Source organism: Pseudomonas graminis, from assembly GCF_013201545.1.
Classification (GTDB): Bacteria; Pseudomonadota; Gammaproteobacteria; order Pseudomonadales; family Pseudomonadaceae; genus Aquipseudomonas.
Map to the genome: position 1 here is coordinate 2,566,811 of NZ_CP053746.1, position 22,899 is coordinate 2,589,709.

Annotated in this window: 11 protein-coding genes and 2 rRNA genes; 8 read left to right on the plus strand and 5 right to left on the minus strand. The window is 60.4% G+C overall.

Features of this window, described 5'->3' with window-relative positions; translation table 11 throughout:
• Positions 1-175 precede the first annotated feature (175 nt).
• The 5 genes from FX982_RS11590 (at position 176) to recD (ending at position 12,799) form a co-directional block, all read left to right on the plus strand.
• Positions 176-3,064: ribosomal RNA gene (locus tag FX982_RS11590) — 23S ribosomal RNA — on the plus strand.
• Positions 3,065-3,210: 146 nt separating this feature from the next.
• Positions 3,211-3,326: ribosomal RNA gene (gene rrf, locus FX982_RS11595) — 5S ribosomal RNA — on the plus strand.
• A gap of 208 nt (positions 3,327-3,534) precedes the next feature.
• Complete coding sequence (recC, locus tag FX982_RS11600; RefSeq protein WP_172610733.1) at positions 3,535-7,020, plus strand: exodeoxyribonuclease V subunit gamma; 3,486 nt, start codon at positions 3,535-3,537, stop codon at positions 7,018-7,020.
• Positions 7,017-10,715 carry an exodeoxyribonuclease V subunit beta gene (recB, locus tag FX982_RS11605; protein WP_172610734.1) on the plus strand — a complete coding sequence of 1,233 codons (3,699 nt, stop codon included), beginning with the start codon at positions 7,017-7,019 and terminating at the stop codon, positions 10,713-10,715. The genes recC and recB overlap by 4 nt, the downstream gene beginning before the upstream one ends.
• The gene (gene recD, locus FX982_RS11610) at positions 10,712-12,799 is read left to right on the plus strand and encodes an exodeoxyribonuclease V subunit alpha (protein ID WP_172610735.1); all 2,088 of its coding nucleotides are present in this window, start codon (positions 10,712-10,714) and stop codon (positions 12,797-12,799) included. The genes recB and recD overlap by 4 nt, the downstream gene beginning before the upstream one ends.
• Before the next feature lie 3 nt (positions 12,800-12,802).
• Here the strand turns inward: recD and FX982_RS11615 are convergent, their stop codons facing one another.
• From FX982_RS11615 to FX982_RS11635, 5 genes are all read right to left on the minus strand, one after another.
• Positions 12,803-14,353, minus strand: a complete 1,551-nt coding sequence (locus FX982_RS11615) for an amino acid ABC transporter permease/ATP-binding protein (RefSeq protein WP_172610736.1) — start codon at positions 14,351-14,353, stop codon at positions 12,803-12,805.
• Positions 14,354-14,521: 168 nt separating this feature from the next.
• The gene (locus FX982_RS11620; protein ID WP_172610737.1) at positions 14,522-15,340 is read right to left on the minus strand and encodes an ABC transporter substrate-binding protein; all 819 of its coding nucleotides are present in this window, start codon (positions 15,338-15,340) and stop codon (positions 14,522-14,524) included.
• Positions 15,341-15,413: 73 nt separating this feature from the next.
• Complete coding sequence (locus FX982_RS11625; protein ID WP_172610738.1) at positions 15,414-16,478, minus strand: isopenicillin N synthase family dioxygenase; 1,065 nt, start codon at positions 16,476-16,478, stop codon at positions 15,414-15,416.
• Positions 16,479-16,491: 13 nt separating this feature from the next.
• Positions 16,492-17,343: a sugar phosphate isomerase/epimerase family protein gene (locus tag FX982_RS11630; protein ID WP_172610739.1), complete on the minus strand. Its 852-nt coding sequence runs from the start codon at positions 17,341-17,343 to the stop codon at positions 16,492-16,494.
• 414 nt (positions 17,344-17,757) lie between these two features.
• A complete protein-coding gene (locus FX982_RS11635; RefSeq protein WP_172610740.1) occupies positions 17,758-18,705 on the minus strand; it encodes a LysR family transcriptional regulator in 948 nt (315 codons plus the stop codon).
• A gap of 186 nt (positions 18,706-18,891) precedes the next feature.
• On the opposite strand from FX982_RS11635, the gene FX982_RS11640 reads away from it, so the two are divergent.
• From FX982_RS11640 to mmsB, 3 genes are all read left to right on the plus strand, one after another.
• Positions 18,892-20,220: an MFS transporter gene (locus tag FX982_RS11640; protein ID WP_172610741.1), complete on the plus strand. Its 1,329-nt coding sequence runs from the start codon at positions 18,892-18,894 to the stop codon at positions 20,218-20,220.
• A 57-nt stretch (positions 20,221-20,277) separates the two neighbouring features.
• Positions 20,278-21,804: a CoA-acylating methylmalonate-semialdehyde dehydrogenase gene (locus tag FX982_RS11645; RefSeq protein WP_172610742.1), complete on the plus strand. Its 1,527-nt coding sequence runs from the start codon at positions 20,278-20,280 to the stop codon at positions 21,802-21,804.
• Positions 21,805-21,956: 152 nt separating this feature from the next.
• The gene (gene mmsB, locus FX982_RS11650) at positions 21,957-22,847 is read left to right on the plus strand and encodes a 3-hydroxyisobutyrate dehydrogenase (RefSeq protein ID WP_172610743.1); all 891 of its coding nucleotides are present in this window, start codon (positions 21,957-21,959) and stop codon (positions 22,845-22,847) included.
• The last annotated feature ends 52 nt before the right edge of the window (positions 22,848-22,899 follow it).

Genomic DNA, 22,899 nt, shown 5'->3' on the forward strand with positions numbered 1-22,899 from the left:
GTGTTGATTTCTGGTCTTTTGACTGGATCGTTCTTTAAAAATTTGGGTATGTGATTGAAATATAGACTGGGCACCTCTTTCACTGGTGCGTGTCCAGGCTAAGGTAAAGTTTGTGAAATGCAAACTTTCGGCGAATGTCGTCTTCACAGTATAACCAGATTGCTTGGGGTTATATGGTCAAGTGAAGAAGCGCATACGGTGGATGCCTTGGCAGTCAGAGGCGATGAAAGACGTGGTAGCCTGCGAAAAGCTTCGGGGAGTCGGCAAACAGACTGTGATCCGGAGATGTCTGAATGGGGGAACCCAGCCATCATAAGATGGTTACCTTACACTGAATACATAGGTGTATGGAGCGAACCAGGGGAACTGAAACATCTAAGTACCCTGAGGAAAAGAAATCAACCGAGATTCCCTTAGTAGTGGCGAGCGAACGGGGACCAGCCCTTAAGTTGATTTGAGATTAGCGGAACGCTCTGGAAAGTGCGGCCATAGTGGGTGATAGCCCTGTACGCGAAAATCTCTTGTCAATGAAATCGAGTAGGACGGGGCACGAGAAACCTTGTCTGAACATGGGGGGACCATCCTCCAAGGCTAAATACTACTGACTGACCGATAGTGAACCAGTACCGTGAGGGAAAGGCGAAAAGAACCGCGGAGAGCGGAGTGAAATAGATCCTGAAACCGTATGCGTACAAGCAGTGGGAGCCCACTTTGTTGGGTGACTGCGTACCTTTTGTATAATGGGTCAGCGACTTATTTTCAGTGGCGAGCTTAACCGAATAGGGGAGGCGTAGCGAAAGCGAGTCTTAATAGGGCGTCTAGTCGCTGGGAATAGACCCGAAACCGGGCGATCTATCCATGGGCAGGTTGAAGGTTGGGTAACACTAACTGGAGGACCGAACCGACTACCGTTGAAAAGTTAGCGGATGACCTGTGGATCGGAGTGAAAGGCTAATCAAGCTCGGAGATAGCTGGTTCTCCTCGAAAGCTATTTAGGTAGCGCCTCATGTATCACTGTAGGGGGTAGAGCACTGTTTCGGCTAGGGGTCATCCCGACTTACCAAACCGATGCAAACTCCGAATACCTACAAGTGCCGAGCATGGGAGACACACGGCGGGTGCTAACGTCCGTCGTGAAAAGGGAAACAACCCAGACCGTCAGCTAAGGTCCCAAAGTCATGGTTAAGTGGGAAACGATGTGGGAAGGCTTAGACAGCTAGGAGGTTGGCTTAGAAGCAGCCACCCTTTAAAGAAAGCGTAATAGCTCACTAGTCGAGTCGGCCTGCGCGGAAGATGTAACGGGGCTCAAACCATGCACCGAAGCTACGGGTATCACGCAAGTGATGCGGTAGAGGAGCGTTCTGTAAGCCTGTGAAGGTGAGTTGAGAAGCTTGCTGGAGGTATCAGAAGTGCGAATGCTGACATGAGTAACGACAATGGGTGTGAAAAACACCCACGCCGAAAGACCAAGGTTTCCTGCGCAACGTTAATCGACGCAGGGTTAGTCGGTCCCTAAGGCGAGGCTGAAAAGCGTAGTCGATGGAAAACAGGTTAATATTCCTGTACTTCTGGTTATTGCGATGGAGGGACGGAGAAGGCTAGGCCAGCCTGGCGTTGGTTGTCCAGGTTTAAGGTGGTAGGCTGAAATCTTAGGTAAATCCGGGGTTTCAAGGCCGAGAGCTGATGACGAGTGTTCTTTAGAACACGAAGTGGTTGATGCCATGCTTCCAAGAAAAGCTTCTAAGCTTCAGGTAACCAGGAACCGTACCCCAAACCGACACAGGTGGTTGGGTAGAGAATACCAAGGCGCTTGAGAGAACTCGGGTGAAGGAACTAGGCAAAATGGCACCGTAACTTCGGGAGAAGGTGCGCCGGTGAGGGTGAAGGACTTGCTCCGTAAGCTCATGCCGGTCGAAGATACCAGGCCGCTGCGACTGTTTATTAAAAACACAGCACTCTGCAAACACGAAAGTGGACGTATAGGGTGTGACGCCTGCCCGGTGCCGGAAGGTTAATTGATGGGGTTAGCTAACGCGAAGCTCTTGATCGAAGCCCCGGTAAACGGCGGCCGTAACTATAACGGTCCTAAGGTAGCGAAATTCCTTGTCGGGTAAGTTCCGACCTGCACGAATGGCGTAACGATGGCGGCGCTGTCTCCACCCGAGACTCAGTGAAATTGAAATCGCTGTGAAGATGCAGTGTATCCGCGGCTAGACGGAAAGACCCGTGAACCTTTACTATAGCTTTGCACTGGACTTTGAATTTGCTTGTGTAGGATAGGTGGGAGGCTTTGAAGCGTGGACGCCAGTCTGCGTGGAGCCAACCTTGAAATACCACCCTGGCAACTTTGAGGTTCTAACTCAGGTCCGTTATCCGGATCGAGGACAGTGTATGGTGGGTAGTTTGACTGGGGCGGTCTCCTCCTAAAGAGTAACGGAGGAGTACGAAGGTGCGCTCAGACCGGTCGGAAATCGGTCGTAGAGTATAAAGGCAAAAGCGCGCTTGACTGCGAGACAGACACGTCGAGCAGGTACGAAAGTAGGTCTTAGTGATCCGGTGGTTCTGTATGGAAGGGCCATCGCTCAACGGATAAAAGGTACTCCGGGGATAACAGGCTGATACCGCCCAAGAGTTCATATCGACGGCGGTGTTTGGCACCTCGATGTCGGCTCATCACATCCTGGGGCTGAAGCCGGTCCCAAGGGTATGGCTGTTCGCCATTTAAAGTGGTACGCGAGCTGGGTTTAGAACGTCGTGAGACAGTTCGGTCCCTATCTGCCGTGGACGTTTGAGATTTGAGAGGGGCTGCTCCTAGTACGAGAGGACCGGAGTGGACGAACCTCTGGTGTTCCGGTTGTCACGCCAGTGGCATTGCCGGGTAGCTATGTTCGGAAAAGATAACCGCTGAAAGCATCTAAGCGGGAAACTTGCCTCAAGATGAGATCTCACTGGAACCTTGAGTTCCCTGAAGGGCCGTCGAAGACTACGACGTTGATAGGTTGGGTGTGTAAGCGCTGTGAGGCGTTGAGCTAACCAATACTAATTGCCCGTGAGGCTTGACCATATAACACCCAAGCAATCTGCAGAGAGACAGCAGGTTGCGGTGTGTGAAGACGCATGAAGACGAAAGTTTGCGAACACACAAGCTGTACCTTGATCACATACCCGATTTGCTGAAGCGTTCGAGAGGACGAGTCAGTACCCGAATTTCTTGACGACCATAGAGCGTTGGAACCACCTGATCCCATCCCGAACTCAGCAGTGAAACGATGCATCGCCGATGGTAGTGTGGGGTTTCCCCATGTGAGAGTAGGTCATCGTCAAGATTAAATTCCGAAACCCCATCTGCGAAAGCAGATGGGGTTTTGTTTTTGCGCGCGGAAACTTCTCAGCGCGGGAAAGTTGCCAAGTACTCGGCCCCCGCATCACCACCACGAAAGTACGTTTCCCTGTCGCCCTCACAAGATCGACCGCTAACGAATCCTCTCCCTCTGTTAGTCTTCTCCCTCTTTTGAAAGACCAAGGGACGCAGCTATGCCGGTGACATCCAATCTCAACCCCGGGTTTATGGTGGTCCATGGGAATCGCCTGGATGAGCTGCGTGGCCTTGTGGTGTCATGGATGCGACGTTATCCCCTGACGCCCCTTGAAAACGAGGTAGCGCTGGTACAAAGCAACGGCATTGCGCAGTGGCTGAAGCTCGCTTTGGCAGAAGATGCACAGGACGACGATCAAGGGGGTTGCGGCATTGCCGCTGCGATCGATGTGCAGCTCCCTGGCAGCTTTATGTGGCAGCTGTACCGTGCGGTGTTGGGTAAAGCCGAGATTCCAGAAACCTCGTTGCTTGATAAAGCGCCCCTGACCTGGCGACTGATGCGACTGCTCCCCGGCCTGATCAACCAACCACATTTCGAGCCGCTGCAGCGATTCCTGACGGCCGATACAGACCTGCGCAAGCGCTGCCAGCTCTCCGAGCGACTCGCTGACCTGTTCGACCAATATCAGGTGTACCGCGCCGACTGGTTGGAAGATTGGGCTGCTGGCAAGCATCAACTCAGGACCGGCCGGGGAGAACCAAAGCCGCTGAAAGCAGAGAACTGCTGGCAAGCCGAACTGTGGGGTGCACTGCTCCATGATGTCGGTGCAGAGGGCATGGCCCAGAGCCGGGCCGGCGTGCATCAACGTTACATCGAGCGCATTAATAGCCTGGTCGAGGCGCCGGCCGGTTTACCGGCGCGAGTGATCGTTTTCGGTATTTCCTCATTGCCAGCCCAGGCACTGGAAGCGCTGGCCGGGCTGGCCCGTTTCAGCCAGGTTCTGCTTTGCGTTCACAACCCTTGCCGCCATCACTGGGCGGACATCGTGGCTGACAAGGATCTCCTGCGTCACGAATACAAACGTCAATCGCGGAAACCCGGCATGCCAGTGGTGCTAAACCCTGATGCACTGCACCAGCATGCTCATCCGTTGCTGGCTGCGTGGGGCAAGCAGGGTCGTGACTACATCAATCTCCTCGACAGCCATGATGACCCGAATAGCTATCGTTCGATCTTTCGCGACGGGCGCATCGACCTGTTCAGCGAGAGCGAGCCTACAACCCTTCTGAACCAACTCCAGGACGATATCCTCGAGCTGCGCCCCTTGAGCGAGACCCGCGAAGTCTGGCCGCCCGTGGATATCAAGACCGACCGCTCAATCCGCTTTCATGTCGCCCACAGCGCCCAGCGCGAAGTGGAGGTGCTGCATGACCAACTGCTCGCGCGCTTCAGCAAAGATCCGGACCTTCGTCCTCGGGACGTCATCGTCATGGTGCCGGACATCGACAGCTACGCCCCCCACATTCGCGCAGTCTTCGGCCAACTGGATCGCGACGACCGCCGCTTTATTCCGTTCACCCTCGCCGACCAAGGCCAACGTGGCCGTGATCCGCTGCTGATCGCCGTGGAGCACTTGCTAAAGATTCCGGAAAGTCGGTTCCCGGTCAGTGAAATCCTCGATCTATTGGACGTCCCCGCATTACGAGCGCGATTTGGCATTGATGAGCGAGACCTGCCAACCCTGCACCGCTGGATTGAAGGAGCGGGTATCCGATGGGGGCTCAATGCGAAGCAGCGTGAAGGGCTGGGGCTGCCGGAACAGCTCGAGCAGAATAGCTGGCATTTTGGTCTGCGTCGCATGTTGCTGGGCTACGCCGTCGGTGCGGGCGCGGCTTACGACGGCATTCAGCCGTATGACGAAATCGGCGGGCTGGATGCGGCCCTGATTGGCCCTCTCGTATCCCTGATCGACGCGCTTCAGGTTGCACACAATGAACTCTCACTGCCTGCGACGCCCGCGATGTGGGGGGCGCGCCTTCAGGCGATCATGCAGCTGTTCTTCATGGCCGACAGTGAGCACGACGACTACTTGCTCAGTCAGCTGGAAACCCTGCGTGAAACCTGGCTGCAGACCTGCGAGAACGTTGGCCTTGAAGAAGAGCTGCCGTTGACGGTCGTGCGTGAAGCCTGGCTGGCGGGGCTGGATCAAGGCCGCTTGTCCCAACGCTTTCTGGCCGGATCGGTCAACTTCTGCACGCTGATGCCGATGCGCGCGATTCCTTTCAAAATTGTCTGCCTGCTGGGCATGAACGACGGCGATTACCCCCGAGCCCAGCCCCCGCTGGATTTCGATCTGATGGGCAGCGACTACCGTCCCGGCGACCGTTCCCGACGCGAGGATGATCGTTATCTGTTGTTGGAAGCCCTGTTGTCCGCCCGTGATCAGCTGTACATCAGTTGGGTGGGGCGCAGCATTCGCGACAACTCTGAGCGGCCAGCTTCGGTGCTCATCGGGCAGCTGCGCGATCATCTGTCCAGCGGTTGGCGGCTGGCCGACGCCATCAAGCCCGAAGATGATAAAAAGCGCGATCCGGGGCAGCAGTTGCTGCACAAACTCACCGTCGAGCATCCGCTGCAGCCGTTCAGTGCCAAATACTTCCAGGAGAACCCGGAGTTCTTCAGCTTTGCCCGCGAGTGGCAGGTGCTGCACGAAGCTGTCACCGAAGCAGGGGAAACAAAAGCACTGCAAAAGCACTTGCAGGAAGAGCCGCTTAGCCTGATGCAGTTGCAGGATTTCCTGCGCAATCCGGTCAAGCACTTTTTCAGTCAGCGCTTGAAGATATTCTTCGAGGTTGCCGAAGCGCCCTTGGCGGACGAGGAGCCTTTCGTGCTCGACGCGCTTGAGCGGTATGGCCTCAGCGACAGCCTGTTGCAAGCAGCGCTCACGGATCCCGAGCACATTCATGAATCGCTCACGGCTCAAGCGACGCGCTTGCAGGGCAGCGGACTGCTGCCGATGGCGGGGTTCGGTACCTTGTTGCAGGATGAGCTGATCGAACCGCTGCCGGATCTGGTCGCCCGCTACCACGACTTGCTGGTTCGCTGGCCGGTGCGGCTGCACAGCGCGCTGCCGGTCAGTTATGAGCATCAGGTCGTCGAACTCGATGGATGGGTTGATGGGCTTTATCAGAACCCTCAGAACGACTTACTTGCGATCACCGCTATCCCCAATGCCATTGCCAGCAAGAAGACGCGCAAGTGGCATCGTCTGACCAAGCCGTGGGTGAACCATCTGGTGGCGTGCGCGTGCGATCTGCCGTTGACCACCGCGCTGGTGGCCAGCGACGAAACCCTCTTGCTGCCGCCGCTGGACAAAGACACCGCCACGCGCACCCTCAACGACCTGCTGCTGGCCTGGCACCAAGGCATGCAGCGACCGCTGCCGATTGCGGTGAAAACAGCATTCGCCTGGCTGGGGCAGAACGATGAAGTCAAAGCCGAAGCCGCCGCGCGCAAGGCCTATGAAGGGGATGGCCAGAACACCAAGGGCGAGCGTGCCGAAAGCACTGCCCTGGCGCGTCAGTTCCCGGACTTCGACGCGCTGCTGGGCAGCGAAGAGTTCGTGGGCTGGTGCGAGGCATTGTACAAACCGATTTTTGAAGCGCCCTGGCAGGCACTTTCTCGCGAGGAGGCCGGCGCATGAGTGACGGAAAACAACCATTGGCCCTGCGCTTCCCGCTGAAAGGCAGCCAGCTGATTGAAGCCAGCGCCGGCACCGGCAAGACGTTCACCATCTCGGCGCTGTACCTGCGTCTGGTGTTGGGGCATGGCAGCGAGATTTCTGGCTTCGGCCGAGAGCTGTTACCGCCGCAGATTCTGGTGGTGACGTTCACCGACGCAGCGACCAAGGAACTGCGCGACCGTATTCGCACGCGACTGGCCGAGGCCGCGCGGTTCTTTCGTGAAGAAATCGAAGCGCCTGATGCGTTGATCGCTGGGTTGCGGGACGAGTTCGCCATTGAGCAATGGCCCGGCTGCGCCAGCCGTCTCGACATCGCGGCGCAGTGGATGGACGAAGCGGCGGTCTCGACCATCCACAGCTGGTGTCAGCGCATGCTGCGCGAACACGCCTTCGACAGCGGCAGCCTGTTCACCCAGAGCCTGGAAACCGATCACACCGATTTGCTGAGCGAAGTGCTGCGCGATTACTGGCGCAAGTTCTGTTACCCCATGAGCGGCGACGCGCTGCTATGGGTGCGCGAGAACTGGGGCGGACCCGCGGCGCTACTGCCAAGGGTGCGCGCATTGTTCGGCAGTGAGCGGGCGAGTGTGACGCAAACCCCGACGCAGATCATCGAGCAGTCGATTCAGGAGCGGCGCGAAACCCTCCGCCAGCTCAAGGCGCCATGGGCCAACTGGGCCGCGGAGCTGCATGCGATCTGCATCGACGGCGTCGCCTGCAAAGTGGTCGATGGCCGCAAGATGCAGGAGCGCTACTTCCGCCCGTGGTTCGACAAGCTGATTGCCTGGGCCAATGACGACGAGCAAGAGCAACTCGACCTCGGCACCGGTTTCACCCGGCTAACGCCCGATGGCATTGCCGAAGCGTGGAAGAACAATCCCCCGTCGCACCCCGCGTTCGAGGCGATGGTCGAGCTCAAGGTGGCGCTGGACACGCTGCCAACGCCCGATGCAGCGGTGCTCGAACACGCGGCCCAATGGGTCGGCGCCCGCTTTGAAGAAGAGAAGCGCCGCCGCGCCGAGATGGGTTTCGACGACATGCTGCTGCGGCTGGACGCTGCATTGCGCGGCAGCGGCGGCGAGCGCCTGGCGACGTTGATCCGCGAGCAGTTTCCGGTCGCGTTGATCGATGAATTCCAAGACACGGACCCCGTGCAGTACCGCATTTTCGACAGCATCTACCGGCTTGAGGCCAACGACGAGAGCACCGGCCTGTTCCTCATCGGCGACCCGAAGCAGGCGATCTACGCGTTCCGTGGTGCCGACATCTATACCTACCTGCGCGCCCGTCAGGCCACCACCGGGCGGTTGCACACGCTGGGCACCAACTTCCGTTCCAGCCACGCGATGGTCGATGCGGTGAACCACGTGTTTACGCGCGCGGAGACGAGCGAGGCCGGTCGCGGGGCGTTCCTGTTCCGCACGCCTGAGGACAATCCCGTGCCGTTTCTGGCAGTCGGGTCTCAAGGCCGTAAAGAGACTTTGCAGGTCGACGGTCAGGTGCTTGCGGCGCTCAACGTCTGGCAGCTGGAAACCGATCAGCCAGTGTCGGGCACGGTGTATCGAGCGCAACTGGCGGCGAGTTGCGCCAGTGAGATCGTGCGTTTGCTCAACGCCGGGCAACAAGGGCAAGCGGGCTTTGCCAAAGCTGGAGAGCCATTGAGACAACTGCTGCCCGCCGACATCGCAATTCTGGTGCGTGATGCCAAGGAAGCCCAGGCGGTGCGTGGCGAGTTGTCGGCGCGGGGTGTGCGCAGTGTGTATCTCTCGGACAAGGACTCGGTGTTCGCCGCGCAAGAAGCCCATGACCTGCTCGCCTGGCTCAAGGCCTGCGCCGAGCCTGACGCCGAGCGAACCCTGCGCGCGGCCTTGGCCTGCATCACTCTTGCGTTGCCGCTGGCCGAACTTGAGCTGCTGAATCAGGACGAGCTGGCGTGGGAAAACCGCGTCATGCAGTTCCGCGATTACCGACGCATCTGGCGCACCCAAGGCGTGCTGCCCATGCTGCGTCGGCTGCTGCACGACTTCAAATTGCCCCAAGCGCTGGTTCAGCGAACCGATGGCGAGCGTGTGCTGACCAACCTGCTGCACCTCAGCGAACTGATGCAGCAGGCCGCCGCCGAGTTGGATGGCGAGCAGGCGCTGATTCGTCATCTGAGCGAGCACTTGGCGCTGTCAGGTCAAGCGGGAGAAGAGCAGATCCTGCGCCTCGAAAGCGATGAACAACTGGTCAAGGTCGTGACCATCCACAAATCCAAAGGCCTGGAATATCCGCTGGTGTTCCTGCCCTTCATATGTTCGACGAAGCCGGTGGACGGCAGCCGTTTGCCGCTGCACTTCCATGACGCCGAAGGCCACGCGCAGATCAGTCTCAAACCCACGCCGGCGCTGATCGAGCAAGCGGATGACGAGCGTCTGGCGGAAGACCTGCGTCTGCTTTATGTGGCCCTGACCCGCGCTCAACACGCGTGCTGGCTGGGCGTTGCCGATCTCAAACGCGGCAGCAACAGCGCCTCGATACTCCATCGTTCCGCCCTGGGTTATTTGCTCGGCGGCGGGCAGAAGCTGGCTGAGTCAGTGGCATTGGGCCAATGGCTGCGCTCGCTGGCAGAGGACCACCCGGCCGTGAAAGTTGAACCCGTTCCACTGCCCACCACCGAGTCCTTCAGCGCGCCGCGCAACGAGGTCGCATTGAGCAAGCCGCGCGTGCCCCGGCGCAGCGCCCGGGAGAACTGGTGGATTGCTTCCTACAGCGCGCTGCGCATCGGCGACACCATCACCGACAGCGGCGATCAGTCGCCGGACAGCCCGCAAGCGCAGAAGCTGTTCGACGATGAGCGTCTCGACCCGGATGCGCCGCGCGAGGTCATGGTCAGCGGCGGCGATATCCACCGATTCCCGCGTGGCCCCAACCCCGGCACCTTCCTGCACGGGCTGTTGGAGTGGGCCGGTGAGAAGGGCTTTGCCGAGGCGGCTGCCGATCCGCTTGCGCTGGAGAAAGTCGTCGCCCAACGCTGCAATAGGCGCGACTGGAAAGGCTGGATCAACACGCTGACCGACTGGCTGCAGCATCTGTTGACCCTGCCGCTGCGTTTGGGCACAGAGGTGCAGCCCATGGCCTTGTGTGAGCTGGATCAGCCGAACCAGTACCGCGTCGAAATGGAGTTCTGGTTCGCCTGCTCGAAAGTCGATGTGGCGCAGATGGACGCGCTGGTTCGCCGATACACCCACAACGGTGCGCCGAGGGCGGCGGCAGAAACGGTTTCGCTGAACGGCATGTTCAAGGGCTTCATCGACCTGACGTTCGAGCACGAAGGTCGTTACTTCGTTGCGGACTACAAATCCAACTGGCTGGGCGTCGACGACGATGCCTACACCGAGCAGGCGATGGAAAACTCGATTCTGGACAACCGCTACGACCTGCAATACGTGCTTTACCTGCTGGCCTTGCACCGTCAGCTCAAGGCGCGGCTCGCCGATTACGATTACGACCGGCACATGGGCGGCGCGGTGTACCTGTTCGTGCGCGGCAGCCGCGCGGCGAGTCAGGGTGCGTGGTTCACCCGACCGCCCCGTGAGTTGATCGAAAGTCTCGATCTGCTGTTTCAGGGCCGAGCGCCGATCACGGCCGACGTGCTGTCAGGAGACCTCGTATGAACCGGACCTTCGCTCACTTGATGCCCTCGGCGCTGGACGCCGACAGCCTGGCCGAGCTGAAGCCCCTCAGCCGCGTGGATGACTTGCTGCTGTTGCTGCAACGCTGGGTCGAGCGCGGCTGGCTGCGAGCGCTGGATAAGGCCTTCGTGGCGTTTCTGGCGGACCTTGATCCTGCCGCCGATTCGCTGGTGCTGTTGGCGGCCACGCTGACCAGCCACCAGTTGGGCCACGGGCACGTCTGTCTGGACCTCTATGAAACCCTGAAAGAGCCGGACTTCGCCCTGTCGCTGCCGCCGGAGGGCGATGTGTTGTCGACGCCGATGCTGCTGCCGTCCTCGCTGCTCAAATCCCTCGACGGCGCGACGTGGTGCAAGGCGCTGGAAGCCAGCGCGCTGGTGGCCCACGCAGGGGACCTCAGCGAAGCAGCAGCACAGAGGCCGTTGGTTTTATCCGATCGGCGCCTGTACCTGCGCCGTTACTGGACGTATGAACGGCGGATCGATGCGGCGTTGCGTCGTCGACTGGCTCAGGTGGAAACGGGGTTCAGCGATTTGCCCCAGCGTCTGGATGCGCTGTTCGGCCCGGCCAACCATGCGCCTGACGCCTTGATCGACTGGCAAAAGTTGGCGTGCGCCCTGGCAACCCGAGGCGCGTTCAGCATCATCACCGGCGGCCCCGGCACGGGCAAGACGACCACGGTCGTGCGTTTGCTGGCACTGCTGCAATCGCCAGCGGTTGAGCGCGGCAAGCCGTTGCGTATTCGTCTGGCGGCACCGACCGGCAAGGCCGCGGCACGCCTGACCGAGTCGATCAGTCATCAGGTGCAGTCGCTGCAAGTGCCGGAAGACGTGCGGCAGAAAATCCCCAGTGAAGTCACGACGGTTCACCGTTTGCTGGGCAGCCGTCCGGGCACACGGCATTTTCGTCATCACGCGGGCAACCCGTTGCCGCTGGACGTGCTGGTGGTCGACGAAGCTTCAATGATAGACCTGGAAATGATGGCCAACCTGCTCGACGCATTGCCGCCCCATGCACGGATGGTGTTGCTGGGCGACAAGGATCAACTGGCGTCAGTTGAGGCTGGCGCCGTGCTGGGCGATTTGTGCCGCGACGCGGAGGCGGGGATGTACAGCCCGCAGACCCAAGCGTGGCTGGAATCGGTCAGCGGCGAAGATCTTTCCAGGAGCGGTTTGCAGCAGGGCGACGATCAGCATCACGCCTTGGCGCAACAGGTGGTGATGCTGCGCCACTCTCGGCGTTTCGTGGCGGGCAGCGGCATCGGTCAGTTGGCGAAGCTGGTCAATCAGCAGCAGGACCAGGAAGCGCGCGCATTGCTCGCGGCTCGCCAGTACCCGGACCTGTTTTCCCTGGTGCTCAAGGGTGAGCAGGACCGCGCGCTGTCGCGACTGCTGCTCGACGGTCACGGCGACGGCCCGCAAGGCTATCGCCATTATTTGGGCGTGATGCACGCGCAGCGGCCGCAAAATCTGACGCAGATCGAAGACCTGCGCAGTGTCGAGTGGGCGCGGCAGGTGCTCAATGCGTTCGATGAGTTCCAGCTGCTGTGTGCCGTGCGCAAAGGGCCGTGGGGCGTGGAAGGGTTGAATCGACGGATCACTGAAACGCTGTTCAGCGCCGGACTGATCGAGAGCGATCATCAGTGGTACGAGGGGCGCCCGGTGTTGATGACACGCAACGATTACGGGCTGGGTTTGATGAACGGCGACATCGGCATTGCCCTGCGTCTGCCCGAGGGGCCGGTTGAGGAGAACCGTCAGGCGCTGCGTGTTGCGTTCCCGCGTAACGACGGCAGCGGCGGGGTGCGCTTCGTGCTGCCGAGCCGGCTCAATGACGTGGAAACGGTGTACGCGATGACGGTGCACAAATCCCAGGGCTCGGAGTTCGCGCACACGGCGCTGATCCTGCCCGAAGCGCTGAACCCGGTGCTGACCAAGGAGTTGATCTACACAGGCATCACCCGGGCCAAGCACTGGTTCAGCCTGATCGAGCCGCGTCAGGGCGTGTTTGAAGAGGCGCTGCGGCGCAAGGTCAAGCGCCTGAGCGGTTTGATGTTGGGGCTGTGAGGCTCAAGCTTCTTTGAGCGCAGGCGTTTGTTGCGTCACGGCGTGATCCAGCCCCATGAACCTGCGCACGCGCTCGCCGCACTGATCGGCAAGAATCGTCTGCGGCGCGGCGTCGACCTGCACGATGCCGTTTTCCATGAAGATCACCCGGTCGGAAATCGACAGGGCGAAGTCCATCTCATGGGTGACGATGAGCATCGTCATGCCTTCCTTCGCCAGGTCGTCGATGACCTTGAGCACATCGCCCACCAACTCCGGGTCCAGCGCAGAAGTCGGCTCGTCGAACAGCATGATCTGCGGGTCCATCGCCAGTGCCCGGGCAATCGCCACGCGCTGTTGCTGACCGCCGGATAACTGATGGGGGTATTTGTGCGCATGGGCCAGCAGCCCGACCTTGTCGAGCAATGCGTAGGCGCGTTGCTCGCTGACGTCCCGGTCGCGGCCGTGATAGCGCGGCGCGAGGGTCACGTTGTCGAGAATGGTGCGGTGGGGGAACAGGTTGAAGTTCTGAAACACCATACCGATGCGCTGCACGCCCCGGCGGATCTGCGGCGCGTTGGGGTTGTCGCCGGCGTGAATATAGCCTTCGCCAAACAGGATGATCTCGCCCTTGTCGATGGTCTCCAGGCTGTTGACCGTGCGAATCAGCGACGTCTTGCCCGAGCCCGACGGGCCGATGATGGAGATGACCTGCCCGGCCTCCACCTCCAGATTGATGCCCTTGAGCACTTCATGCTGCCCGTAGCTTTTGTGGATGTTGACCAGCTTCAGCGCCGGCGCCGACCCCGGTCCTGTTATCGGCTGGCGTACTACCGCGGGCTGCGCGACCAGGCTGGCGCGCAGGTGAGTCAGGGCGGTGTCGTCGAGGGTCTGCGGCTTGCGATTGCTCAGCTCAAGGTGCTGCTCCAGCCAGTGAAACAGCCAGCCGAATACCGTCACAATCATCACGTAATACACCGCGACGGCCGACAGCGTTTCCATCACCAGAAAGTTTTGCGCGTACAGGCGTTGGCCCACGGTCAGCAGTTCGGTGAGGGAAATCACTGACACGAGCGAGGTCAGTTTCACCACGGTGATGTATTCATTCACCAGCGTTGGCAGGGAGATACGGAACGCCTGGGGAATGACGATCAGACGCTGCATGCCGATCAGGCCGACACCCAGGGCGCGGCCGGCTTCTTTCTGGCCCTTGGCGACGGAGATCAGGCCGCCGCGGTGAATCTCCGCCATGTACGCCGCTTCCGTGACCACCAGCGCGAGAAGGCCGGAATAGAAAGGGTTGGACAGCACGTCGCGGGTGACCGGAAACATCTGCGGCAGGTTGTAGGTAAACACCACCAGCACCAGCAGCGGAACACTGCGGAAGAACCAGATATAAATCGACGCCGGAACGCTGATCCAGCGCGCGGTCGACAGCTTGGCCGAGGCCAGCAGGAAACCCAGCAGCATGCCGATAAACCAGCCCAGGGCGCTGAGCTCGATCACGGTGATGCAGGATTCCCAGAAGTCAGCGACCGAGAACAAAGAAAAAAAGTAGGACCATTCGAATTGCATACACACACCTCAGCAGGGCGGGGCCCGGCGGGATTCTCTTATCGGACGCGCTAACCCTGTAGGAGTGAGCTTGCTCGCGATGACTTCGGTACAGCCGACACACCTTCATCGTCTGGCACGGCCAATCGCGAGCAAGCTCACTCCTACACTGGGTTAAGCATCAAACCGTCAGTTGGCGGGCGCTTCCAGGTTGTATTTCTTCAACAGCGCAGCGTATTCGCCGGATTTTTTGGTCTCGTCGAAGGCCTTGAGCAACGCCTGATACAGCTCGTCATTGCCCTTCTTGACGTAGATGCCAAGCGTCTGCTGATAGATGGAATGCTCGGTGCTGACCACCACGCGGCCCTTGGTGCGTTCGGCGATCATGCCGGCGGCGCCGTCGATTTCCACTTGCGCCTGCACGTTGCCCGACAGCAGCGCCTGGGTGACTTCCGGCGCAGACGGGAATTCGCTGACGGTGACCGGGCCTTTGCCCTTCGGCACGCAGTATTCGGCGGACAGCTTGTTGAACTGGGTGACCCACGTGGTGCCTTTTTCAAGGCCGATTTTCAGTCCGCACAAGTCTTCCGGCACCTTGGGTTTGAGCGGGCTGTCCTTGAGCACCATGATCGCCGCGCCGGTTACGGCGTAGGGGATGGTCTGGGCCTGGGTCTGGCGCTCCGGCGTGATGTACATGCCCGAAATGATCGCGTCGTAGTGACCGGCATTGAGGCTGAGGATCAGGCTGGAGAACTTGGTGTCGACAAACTCCGCTTTGAGGTCCATGTGCTTGGCGAGCAGGCGCGAGAGGTCAGGGTCGGCACCGACGACGTTCTTCTTCTCGTCGTAGGACTCGAATGGCGGGTAGGTGATCTCCATGCCGACCTTGAACTGCCCGGGCGTGACCGTGGTGGCAGCCTGAGCGGCGGTTGCCGCAAACAGGGATGCGCCGAGCACCGCAGAGGCAAGCACGGTCAAGCGGACAGCAGTGTTCAGAGTGTTGCGCATCGTCGGTGACTCCACGTCAGGAAGGTAGGCTGGGTGTGCTGAAAGTTCGGATGAGGCAGGGCGACGCATCGCATCACGATGGGGCCCGTGTCTGGTTCTTCAGGTGGCCGAAGCTCGACGGCTTGCGGGCCTTTTCGTACAACTTGATTTCGCCGTTCTCGACCTTGCGCCGCAGGTACTGGTAGGTCTGCAACGCCTGACCGAACATGTGCTCGCCGATGGTGATCTCTTCGTAGTCGGCCGTGCCCTTGTCGAACTGCGGAAGGGGCTTGATCTGGGTGTGGAAGTCGCAGGCGAAGAACAGCGGAAACGAATAGCGCTCCTCGCTGACCGTGCGTACCCGATGAGCCGTAGCAACGAACGTACCAGCGGTCATGACCTCCAGCATGTCGCCGATGTTGACCACAAACGCGCCCTCCACCGGGGGCGCGTCGATCCACTGCCCAAGGTCGTTCATCACTTCCAGCCCGGGCTTGTCGGCCAGCAGCATGGTGAAGCACTCGTAATCGGTGTGCGCACCAATTCCGGGCGCGTCCTGAGCGGCGCCGTCGAACGGGTAATGAATCAGTCGCAGCTTCGACGGCGGACGGGTGACCATCGCCTCGAAGTAGCCTTCCTCCAGGCCCAGCGCCAGCGCAAAGCCGTCGAACAGGCGGCGGCCCAGGGCAAATACCGCCGCGTAATACGCTTCGACCGCAGGGCGAAAGCCGGGCAAGTCCGGCCACTCGTTAGCGCCGATGAGCGGGGTTTTGGCGATCACCAGCGGGTCGTCATCGCCCACTTCAAAACCGATATCGAACGCCTCTTTGTGATCCGGCTTGCCCTTGGCGTACACCTCTTCGCCCTCGGGTACGAAGCCTTTGTGGCTGCGTGAAGTGCCGATGTAGTGCTGCATTTTGTAATCCAGGGATTGGGCGAACAGGTCCTTTGCCGCCTGACGCAGACCGTCGATCAAAGACCGCGCGATGCCGTGATTCCTGACGTACAGAAAGCCCACTTCCCGCGCCGCCTTGCCCAGTTCGTCGGCCACGGCCTGACGCAGTGCGATGTCGGGGCTGAGCAACCCCGCGATATCGACCACCGGGATGCTGCTGAAATTGGCGACCTTCGGGGCTGCCGTGTGCGACGGATCTGGCATGACGACACGCTCCTTATCGGCTTGTGGTGTGGGTGAAGCGCTGGAAATGTTCGCGTTCGGTCTGGCCCATCCCCACGTTCAGCGACCAGAGATCGGCCACCGGCACATTGGTGAAGGGCAGATGATGCAGATAGCCGTCGGCGCCGAATTCAGGCGTCATCGTGCTGACCTGATAACCGCGGGCCTGCTGGGATGTCCACACGGCTTCCCAGTGCTGCTGATGGAAAGCCAGTTCTCGGGCGTACTCGGGGGCAGCCGGATGAGGGACTTGCGGACCCTGGTCGTAGCCGACTCGGGCCTGAATGTGATGGACGCGTTCGACAAACGCGCTGAGGTCGTCTTCCGGGTCGTCGAGCAAACGCTCGCAAGTGACGATCCAGTGGCTGATGTCGCTGGTGAAGCGTAGATCGGGCAGTTGGCGGATCAGCTCAAGGGTGACCCACGGATTGAACAGCGAGCGGGCGCGATGGGTTTCGAAAGTGACGGTCTGCCCGTGCTTGCGCGCCACCTCCAGTGCCCGACCGAAGAATTCCACCTGCTGCGGCAATTGCCAACGGTCGTTGCCGGCCAGCACGTTGACGAAGCGCGGCGCCAGTTCGGTTGACCAGGCGAGCTTCTGTTCCAGGTCGGTGAGGTGTTCCGCGGTGGTCGCTGATTGTTCTGGGAGGACGTCGTAGGCGGTGAAAACGGTGGCGATGTAAGGCACGTGATTGGCGCGCAGGAAGGCACCGAATTCCGCACGCTCGACAGGCGTCAGTGGCAGGCGTGCTTCCATGCCGTCGAACCCGGCTTCCAGCAGCTCATCCAGCGCCTGGGCCTTGCTGGCGCGATAGCCCCAGAGCGTGCGGAAGATTTCCAGTTTCATCGAACGTCCTCAAAGATTGCATCAAGCGGCTGACGTGTGACTCGAGACAGGGCTTCGCCACGGCACAGGCCGAAACGGGGTACAGCGGCAGTCACATCAGAAAAGGCAATCTTCGGGCCGTGTCTCTACTGGACGGGCTCCTTTATTGCGGCCGATCTTAGATTCGGCCGATGAACGGGAAGAATAGGAAAGCTCAAATGCATAGTTCAGAGATTTCTGAACTATGGTCGGGAGGTGCGAGGTAGACGCAGACTTCAGGCATGCGACGTTCGTGGGAGCGAGCTTGCTCGCGAATAGGTCCACCGCATCTTCAGCGCCTGAACTGCTGCATTCGTGAGCAAGCTCACTCCCACAGGATCGCGTTTCATCCGCAGGCAAGTTGGGCGCTACCCCTATCTGCAGCCGACTTAGCATTCAATCCACAAACGTCATCCGATCCGCCTCGCCCAACAGAAACCCCTGATTGCGCTCGGTAGCCTCACGGATGTAATCCCACAACAACGTGATCCGCTTGAGCTTCCTCAAGTCCTCCCGGCAATACATCCAGAACTGCCGCGTGATATCCACCTCACTTTCCAGCATCGGCAGCAGCCGTGAATCCTGTGCCGCCAGAAAGCACGGCAGGATCGCCAGCGCTCGTCCCTGCAATGCGGCGACGTATTGGGCGATGACACTGGTGCTGCGCAGGGTGGCGTGGGCGCCGGGGAGCAGGTTGCTGAGGTAGAGCAATTCCGAACTGAAGGCCAGGTCGTCGACGTAGCTGATGAACGGATGGTCGGCGAGGTCTTCGGTCCTGAGAATCGGCGCGTGGTTGTCGAGATAATCCTGGGTGGCGTAGAGCCTGAGGCTGTAGTCGCACAGTTTGCAGCACACGTAAGGCCCGTGCTCCGGACGCTCCAGCGCGATGACGATATCGGCCTCGCGCTTGGACAGGCTGATGAAGTGCGGCAGCGGCAGGATGTCGACAGAGATGGCCGGGTACGTGTCGGTGAAGTGACTGAGTTGCGGGGTGATGAAGAAGCTGCCGAAGCCTTCGGTACAGCCCATGCGCACATGCCCCGACAACGCGACGCCGGAGCCGGAAACCTGCTCGCAGGCCAGGTGCAGCGTGCTTTCGATGGACTCGGCCGCGCCCAGTAATCGCTGGCCTTCAGCGGTGAGGATGAAGCCGTTGTTGCGGGATTTCTCGAACAGCAACGTGCCCAGTGAAGTCTCTAGAGAGCTGATCCGTCGCGACACCGTGGTGTAGTCCACCGCCAGGCGATTGGCCGCGGAACTGGCCTTGCGCGTGCGCGCCACTTCGAGAAAAAACTTCAGGTCATCCCAGTTCAGTGCGCTCAGGGACGTGATGTTTTTTTGCATGTTGAACCTGCTTTTATGTGCGTTCTTATTAGAAGTTTGCACATCTATACTCCGAAGCGCGGCCGGATCCAACCTGCCCGTCAACGCCTGTTGCAGCTGCTGAAACCAACGAGGTAACGCCCCGGCAAATCGCCCCATCCCACATGCCATAACACCCTGCACAACAATAAATAAGCGGAGGAGTTTATGAAGAACGCTATTACGGCGGACGCTGGCGCACTCAATGCCGGCCCCGTAAAAAACGCTCGATCCTACCGGCTTGCCGGCGCGGCGAGCATGGCTGGCACGACCATCGAGTGGTACGACTTTTTCCTCTACGGCACTGCTGCCGCACTGATCTTCAACAAGATTTTCTTCCCTGCACTGGACCCGATCATCGGTGTGCTGGCGGCGTTCGCCACCTACGCCGTGGGCTTTCTCGGCCGGCCACTGGGCGGCATCGTGTTCGGCCATTTCGGCGACAAGATCGGGCGCAAGTCCATGCTCCTGTTCACGCTGATGCTGATGGGTATTCCAACCATCATCATCGGCCTGATCCCGACCTACGAGCAGATCGGCTATTGGGCCGCAGTGTTGCTCGTCGCGATGCGTTTCTTGCAGGGCATGGCGGTCGGCGGCGAGTGGGGCGGGGCGGTGCTGATGGCCGTCGAACATGCGCCCGAAGGCCGCAAGGGTTTCTACGGCAGCCTGCCGCAAACCGGCGTTGGCGCAGGGCTGGTGCTGGCGTCCCTGGCCATGGGCATGGTCGCCAAATTGCCAGAGGCCGACATGTTGAGTTGGGGTTGGCGCATTCCGTTTCTGGCCAGCGTCGTGCTGCTGGGCGTGGGCTGGTTGATTCGCCTGAAAGTCCCGGAGTCGCCCGATTTCGAGAAGCTCAAGAAGGACAACATCGCCGTCAAGGTGCCGCTGTTCAAAGTGTTCCGCGAACACCCGAAAGAAACCCTGACCATCATCGGCGCGCGCACGGCCGAGAACGCCTGGTTTTACATGTCGGTGACCTTCGCACTGGCGTACGCCGCCAACCAGTTGCTCATCCCCCGCGCCGACGTGCTGAGCGCGATCACTGCCGGCGCTGCGCTGTCCCTGGTGACAATGCCGCTGTGTGGGCACCTGTCCGACAAGGTCGGTCAGAAACGTCTTTATTTCGCCGGGCTTCTGCTGCTCTGCGCCTTCGTTTATCCGTTCTTCGCCATGCTTGGCACCCGCGAACCGCAGATGGTGTGGTGGGCGATGGTGCTGGCGGTGGGCGTGGTCTTCCCGATCCTGTATGCGCCGGAATCCCTCTTATTTGCCCGGCAGTTTCCGGCGGAAATTCGCTACAGCGGCATCTCCGTCTCGGTGCAGTTAGCGGGCGTCCTGGGCGGCGGATTTGCGCCAATGATCGCCACGCAATTGCTGGCCATGGGCGGCGGCAGTCCGCACTACGTGATCGTTTACCTGATCGGCATGGCGTTGGTGGCATTGGTCTGTACCGCGCTGATGAAGCGTGATCCGCCCCGCCATCGCGCTGCCTGAAATCGACTTTTTTCAGCGCGCCCACGCTGGCGCGCTGCCTTGAATGGAGCAATGGCAATGAACGTGTCACTGAACAAAAACAACACCACCGTGGCCCGCGTGAAGCTGCTGATCGGCGGCGAATGGGTTGAGTCGCAAACCACCGAGTGGCTCGACGTGGTCAACCCCGCCACCCAGGAAGTGCTGGCCCACGTGCCGTTCGCCACGGCCGCTGAGGTCGATGCCGCTGTCGCCGCTGCGCAGAAGGCATTCACCACCTGGCGGCACACGCCGATTGGCGCCCGCATGCGCATCATGCTCAAGTTGCAGGCGCTGATTCGCGAACATTCCAAGCGCATCGCCGTCGTGCTCAGCGCCGAACAGGGCAAGACCATTGCGGATGCCGAGGGCGATATCTTCCGCGGTCTGGAAGTGGTCGAGCACGCGTGCTCCATCGGTACGCTGCAGATGGGCGAATTCGCTGAAAACGTAGCCGGTGGCGTCGACACCTACACGCTGCGTCAACCCATCGGCGTCTGCGCGGGGATCACGCCTTTCAACTTCCCGGCGATGATCCCGCTGTGGATGTTCCCGATGGCCATCGCCTGCGGCAACACCTTCGTGCTCAAGCCGTCCGAGCAAGACCCGATGTCGACCATGCTGCTGGTGGAACTGGCGGTTGAGGCGGGTGTGCCGGCGGGCGTGCTCAATGTCGTGCACGGCGGCAAAGAAGTGGTCGACGGGATCTGCACCCACAAGGACATCAAGGCGGTGTCCTTCGTCGGCTCGACGGCGGTGGGCACTCACGTTTACGAGCTGGCGGGCAAACACGGCAAACGTGTGCAGTCGATGATGGGCGCGAAGAACCATGCCGTTGTGCTGCCTGATGCCAATCGCGAGCAGACCCTCAACGCGCTGGTCGGCGCCGGTTTCGGTGCGGCGGGTCAGCGCTGTATGGCGACGTCGGCGGTGGTGATGGTCGGCGCGGCGAAGCAGTGGATTCCCGATCTGAAGGCGCTGGCGCAGAAGCTCAAGGTGAATGCGGGAAGCGAGCCGGGCACCGATGTCGGGCCGGTGATTTCCAGGCGCGCGAAACAGCGAATTCTTGATCTGATCGAAAGCGGCGTTCAGGAAGGCGCCACCCTCGGACTGGACGGGCGCGACATCACGGTGGCGGGCTACGAGGACGGCAACTTCGTCGGGCCGACGCTTTTCACCGGCGTGACCACCGAAATGCAGATATACACGCAGGAAATCTTCGGGCCAGTGCTTGTGGTGCTGGAAGTCGACACGCTGGATCAGGCCATCGCGCTGGTCAACGCCAACCCGTTCGGCAACGGCGTCGGGCTGTTCACCCAGAGCGGTGCGGCGGCACGCAAATTCCAGAGTGAGATCGACGTGGGTCAGGTCGGCATCAACATTCCGATTCCCGTGCCGGTGCCATTCTTCAGCTTCACCGGTTCGCGTGGTTCGAAGCTGGGGGATCTGGGGCCGTACGGCAAACAGGTGGTGCAGTTCTACACTCAGACCAAGACCGTCACCAGCCGCTGGTTCGATGACGACAGCGTGAATGACGGCGTGAATACGACGATCAACTTGCGTTGATTGCGATGCGCTTTGAGCGGGCCTTCGCCTGCTCGCGATCGCGTTGCGTCATTCAGCGTTTTGCCATCTGAACGATCGCTTCGCGAGCAAGCTCGCTCCCACAAGGGGCCTGCGTCACCTGTGGAACTGGAACTGAACAAGGAGAACAACAAATGAAAATCGCATTCATCGGCCTGGGCAATATGGGGGCGCCGATGGCGCGGAATCTGATCCGTGCCGGGCATCAGCTGCATTTGTTCGACCTGAACCAACAGGTGCTGGCCGAACTGGCCGAATTGGGCAGCCGCATCAGTGAGTCGCCCAAACATGCTGCTCAGGGTGCCGACCTGGTCATCACCATGCTCCCAGCGGCGGCTCACGTTCGCGCGGTTTATCTGAATGACGACGGCGTGTTGGCTGGCATCAGCGCAGGGGTGCCGGCGGTGGACTGCAGCACCATCGATCCGCAGACCATCCGCGATGTGGCGGCCGCCGCGGCGAAACAAGGCGTGGTGGTCGGCGATGCGCCGGTGTCCGGCGGCACGGGCGGGGCGCAGGCCGGAACGCTGACGTTCATGGTCGGCGCGAGTCTTGAGCACTTTACGGTGCTCAAGCCGATCCTGGCGCAGATGGGCCGCAACATCGTCCATTGCGGCGATGTCGGCACTGGTCAGATCGCGAAGATCTGCAACAACATGCTGTTGGGCATTTCCATGATTGGCGTGGCAGAAGCCATGGCGCTGGGCAATAGCCTGGGCATCGACACTGGGGTGCTGGCGACCATCATCAACAGCTCGACCGGGCGCTGCTGGAGTTCGGAAATGTACAACCCGTGGCCCGGCGTCGTGGAAACCGCCCCGGCGTCGCGGGGCTACACCGGAGGCTTTGGTGCGGAGCTGATGCTCAAGGATCTGGGCCTGGCAACGGAGGCCGCCAAAGCCGCACACCAACCGGTGCTCATGGGCGCGCTGGCACAGCAGCTGTATCAGGCGATGAGCCTGCGCGGTGACGGTGGCAAAGACTTCTCGGCGGTGGTTGAGGCGTACATCAAGAAGGAAAACTGATGGCGCACACCCCGGCCTCTTCCCGGCTAAAGCCGGTCCCACTAAATGCACG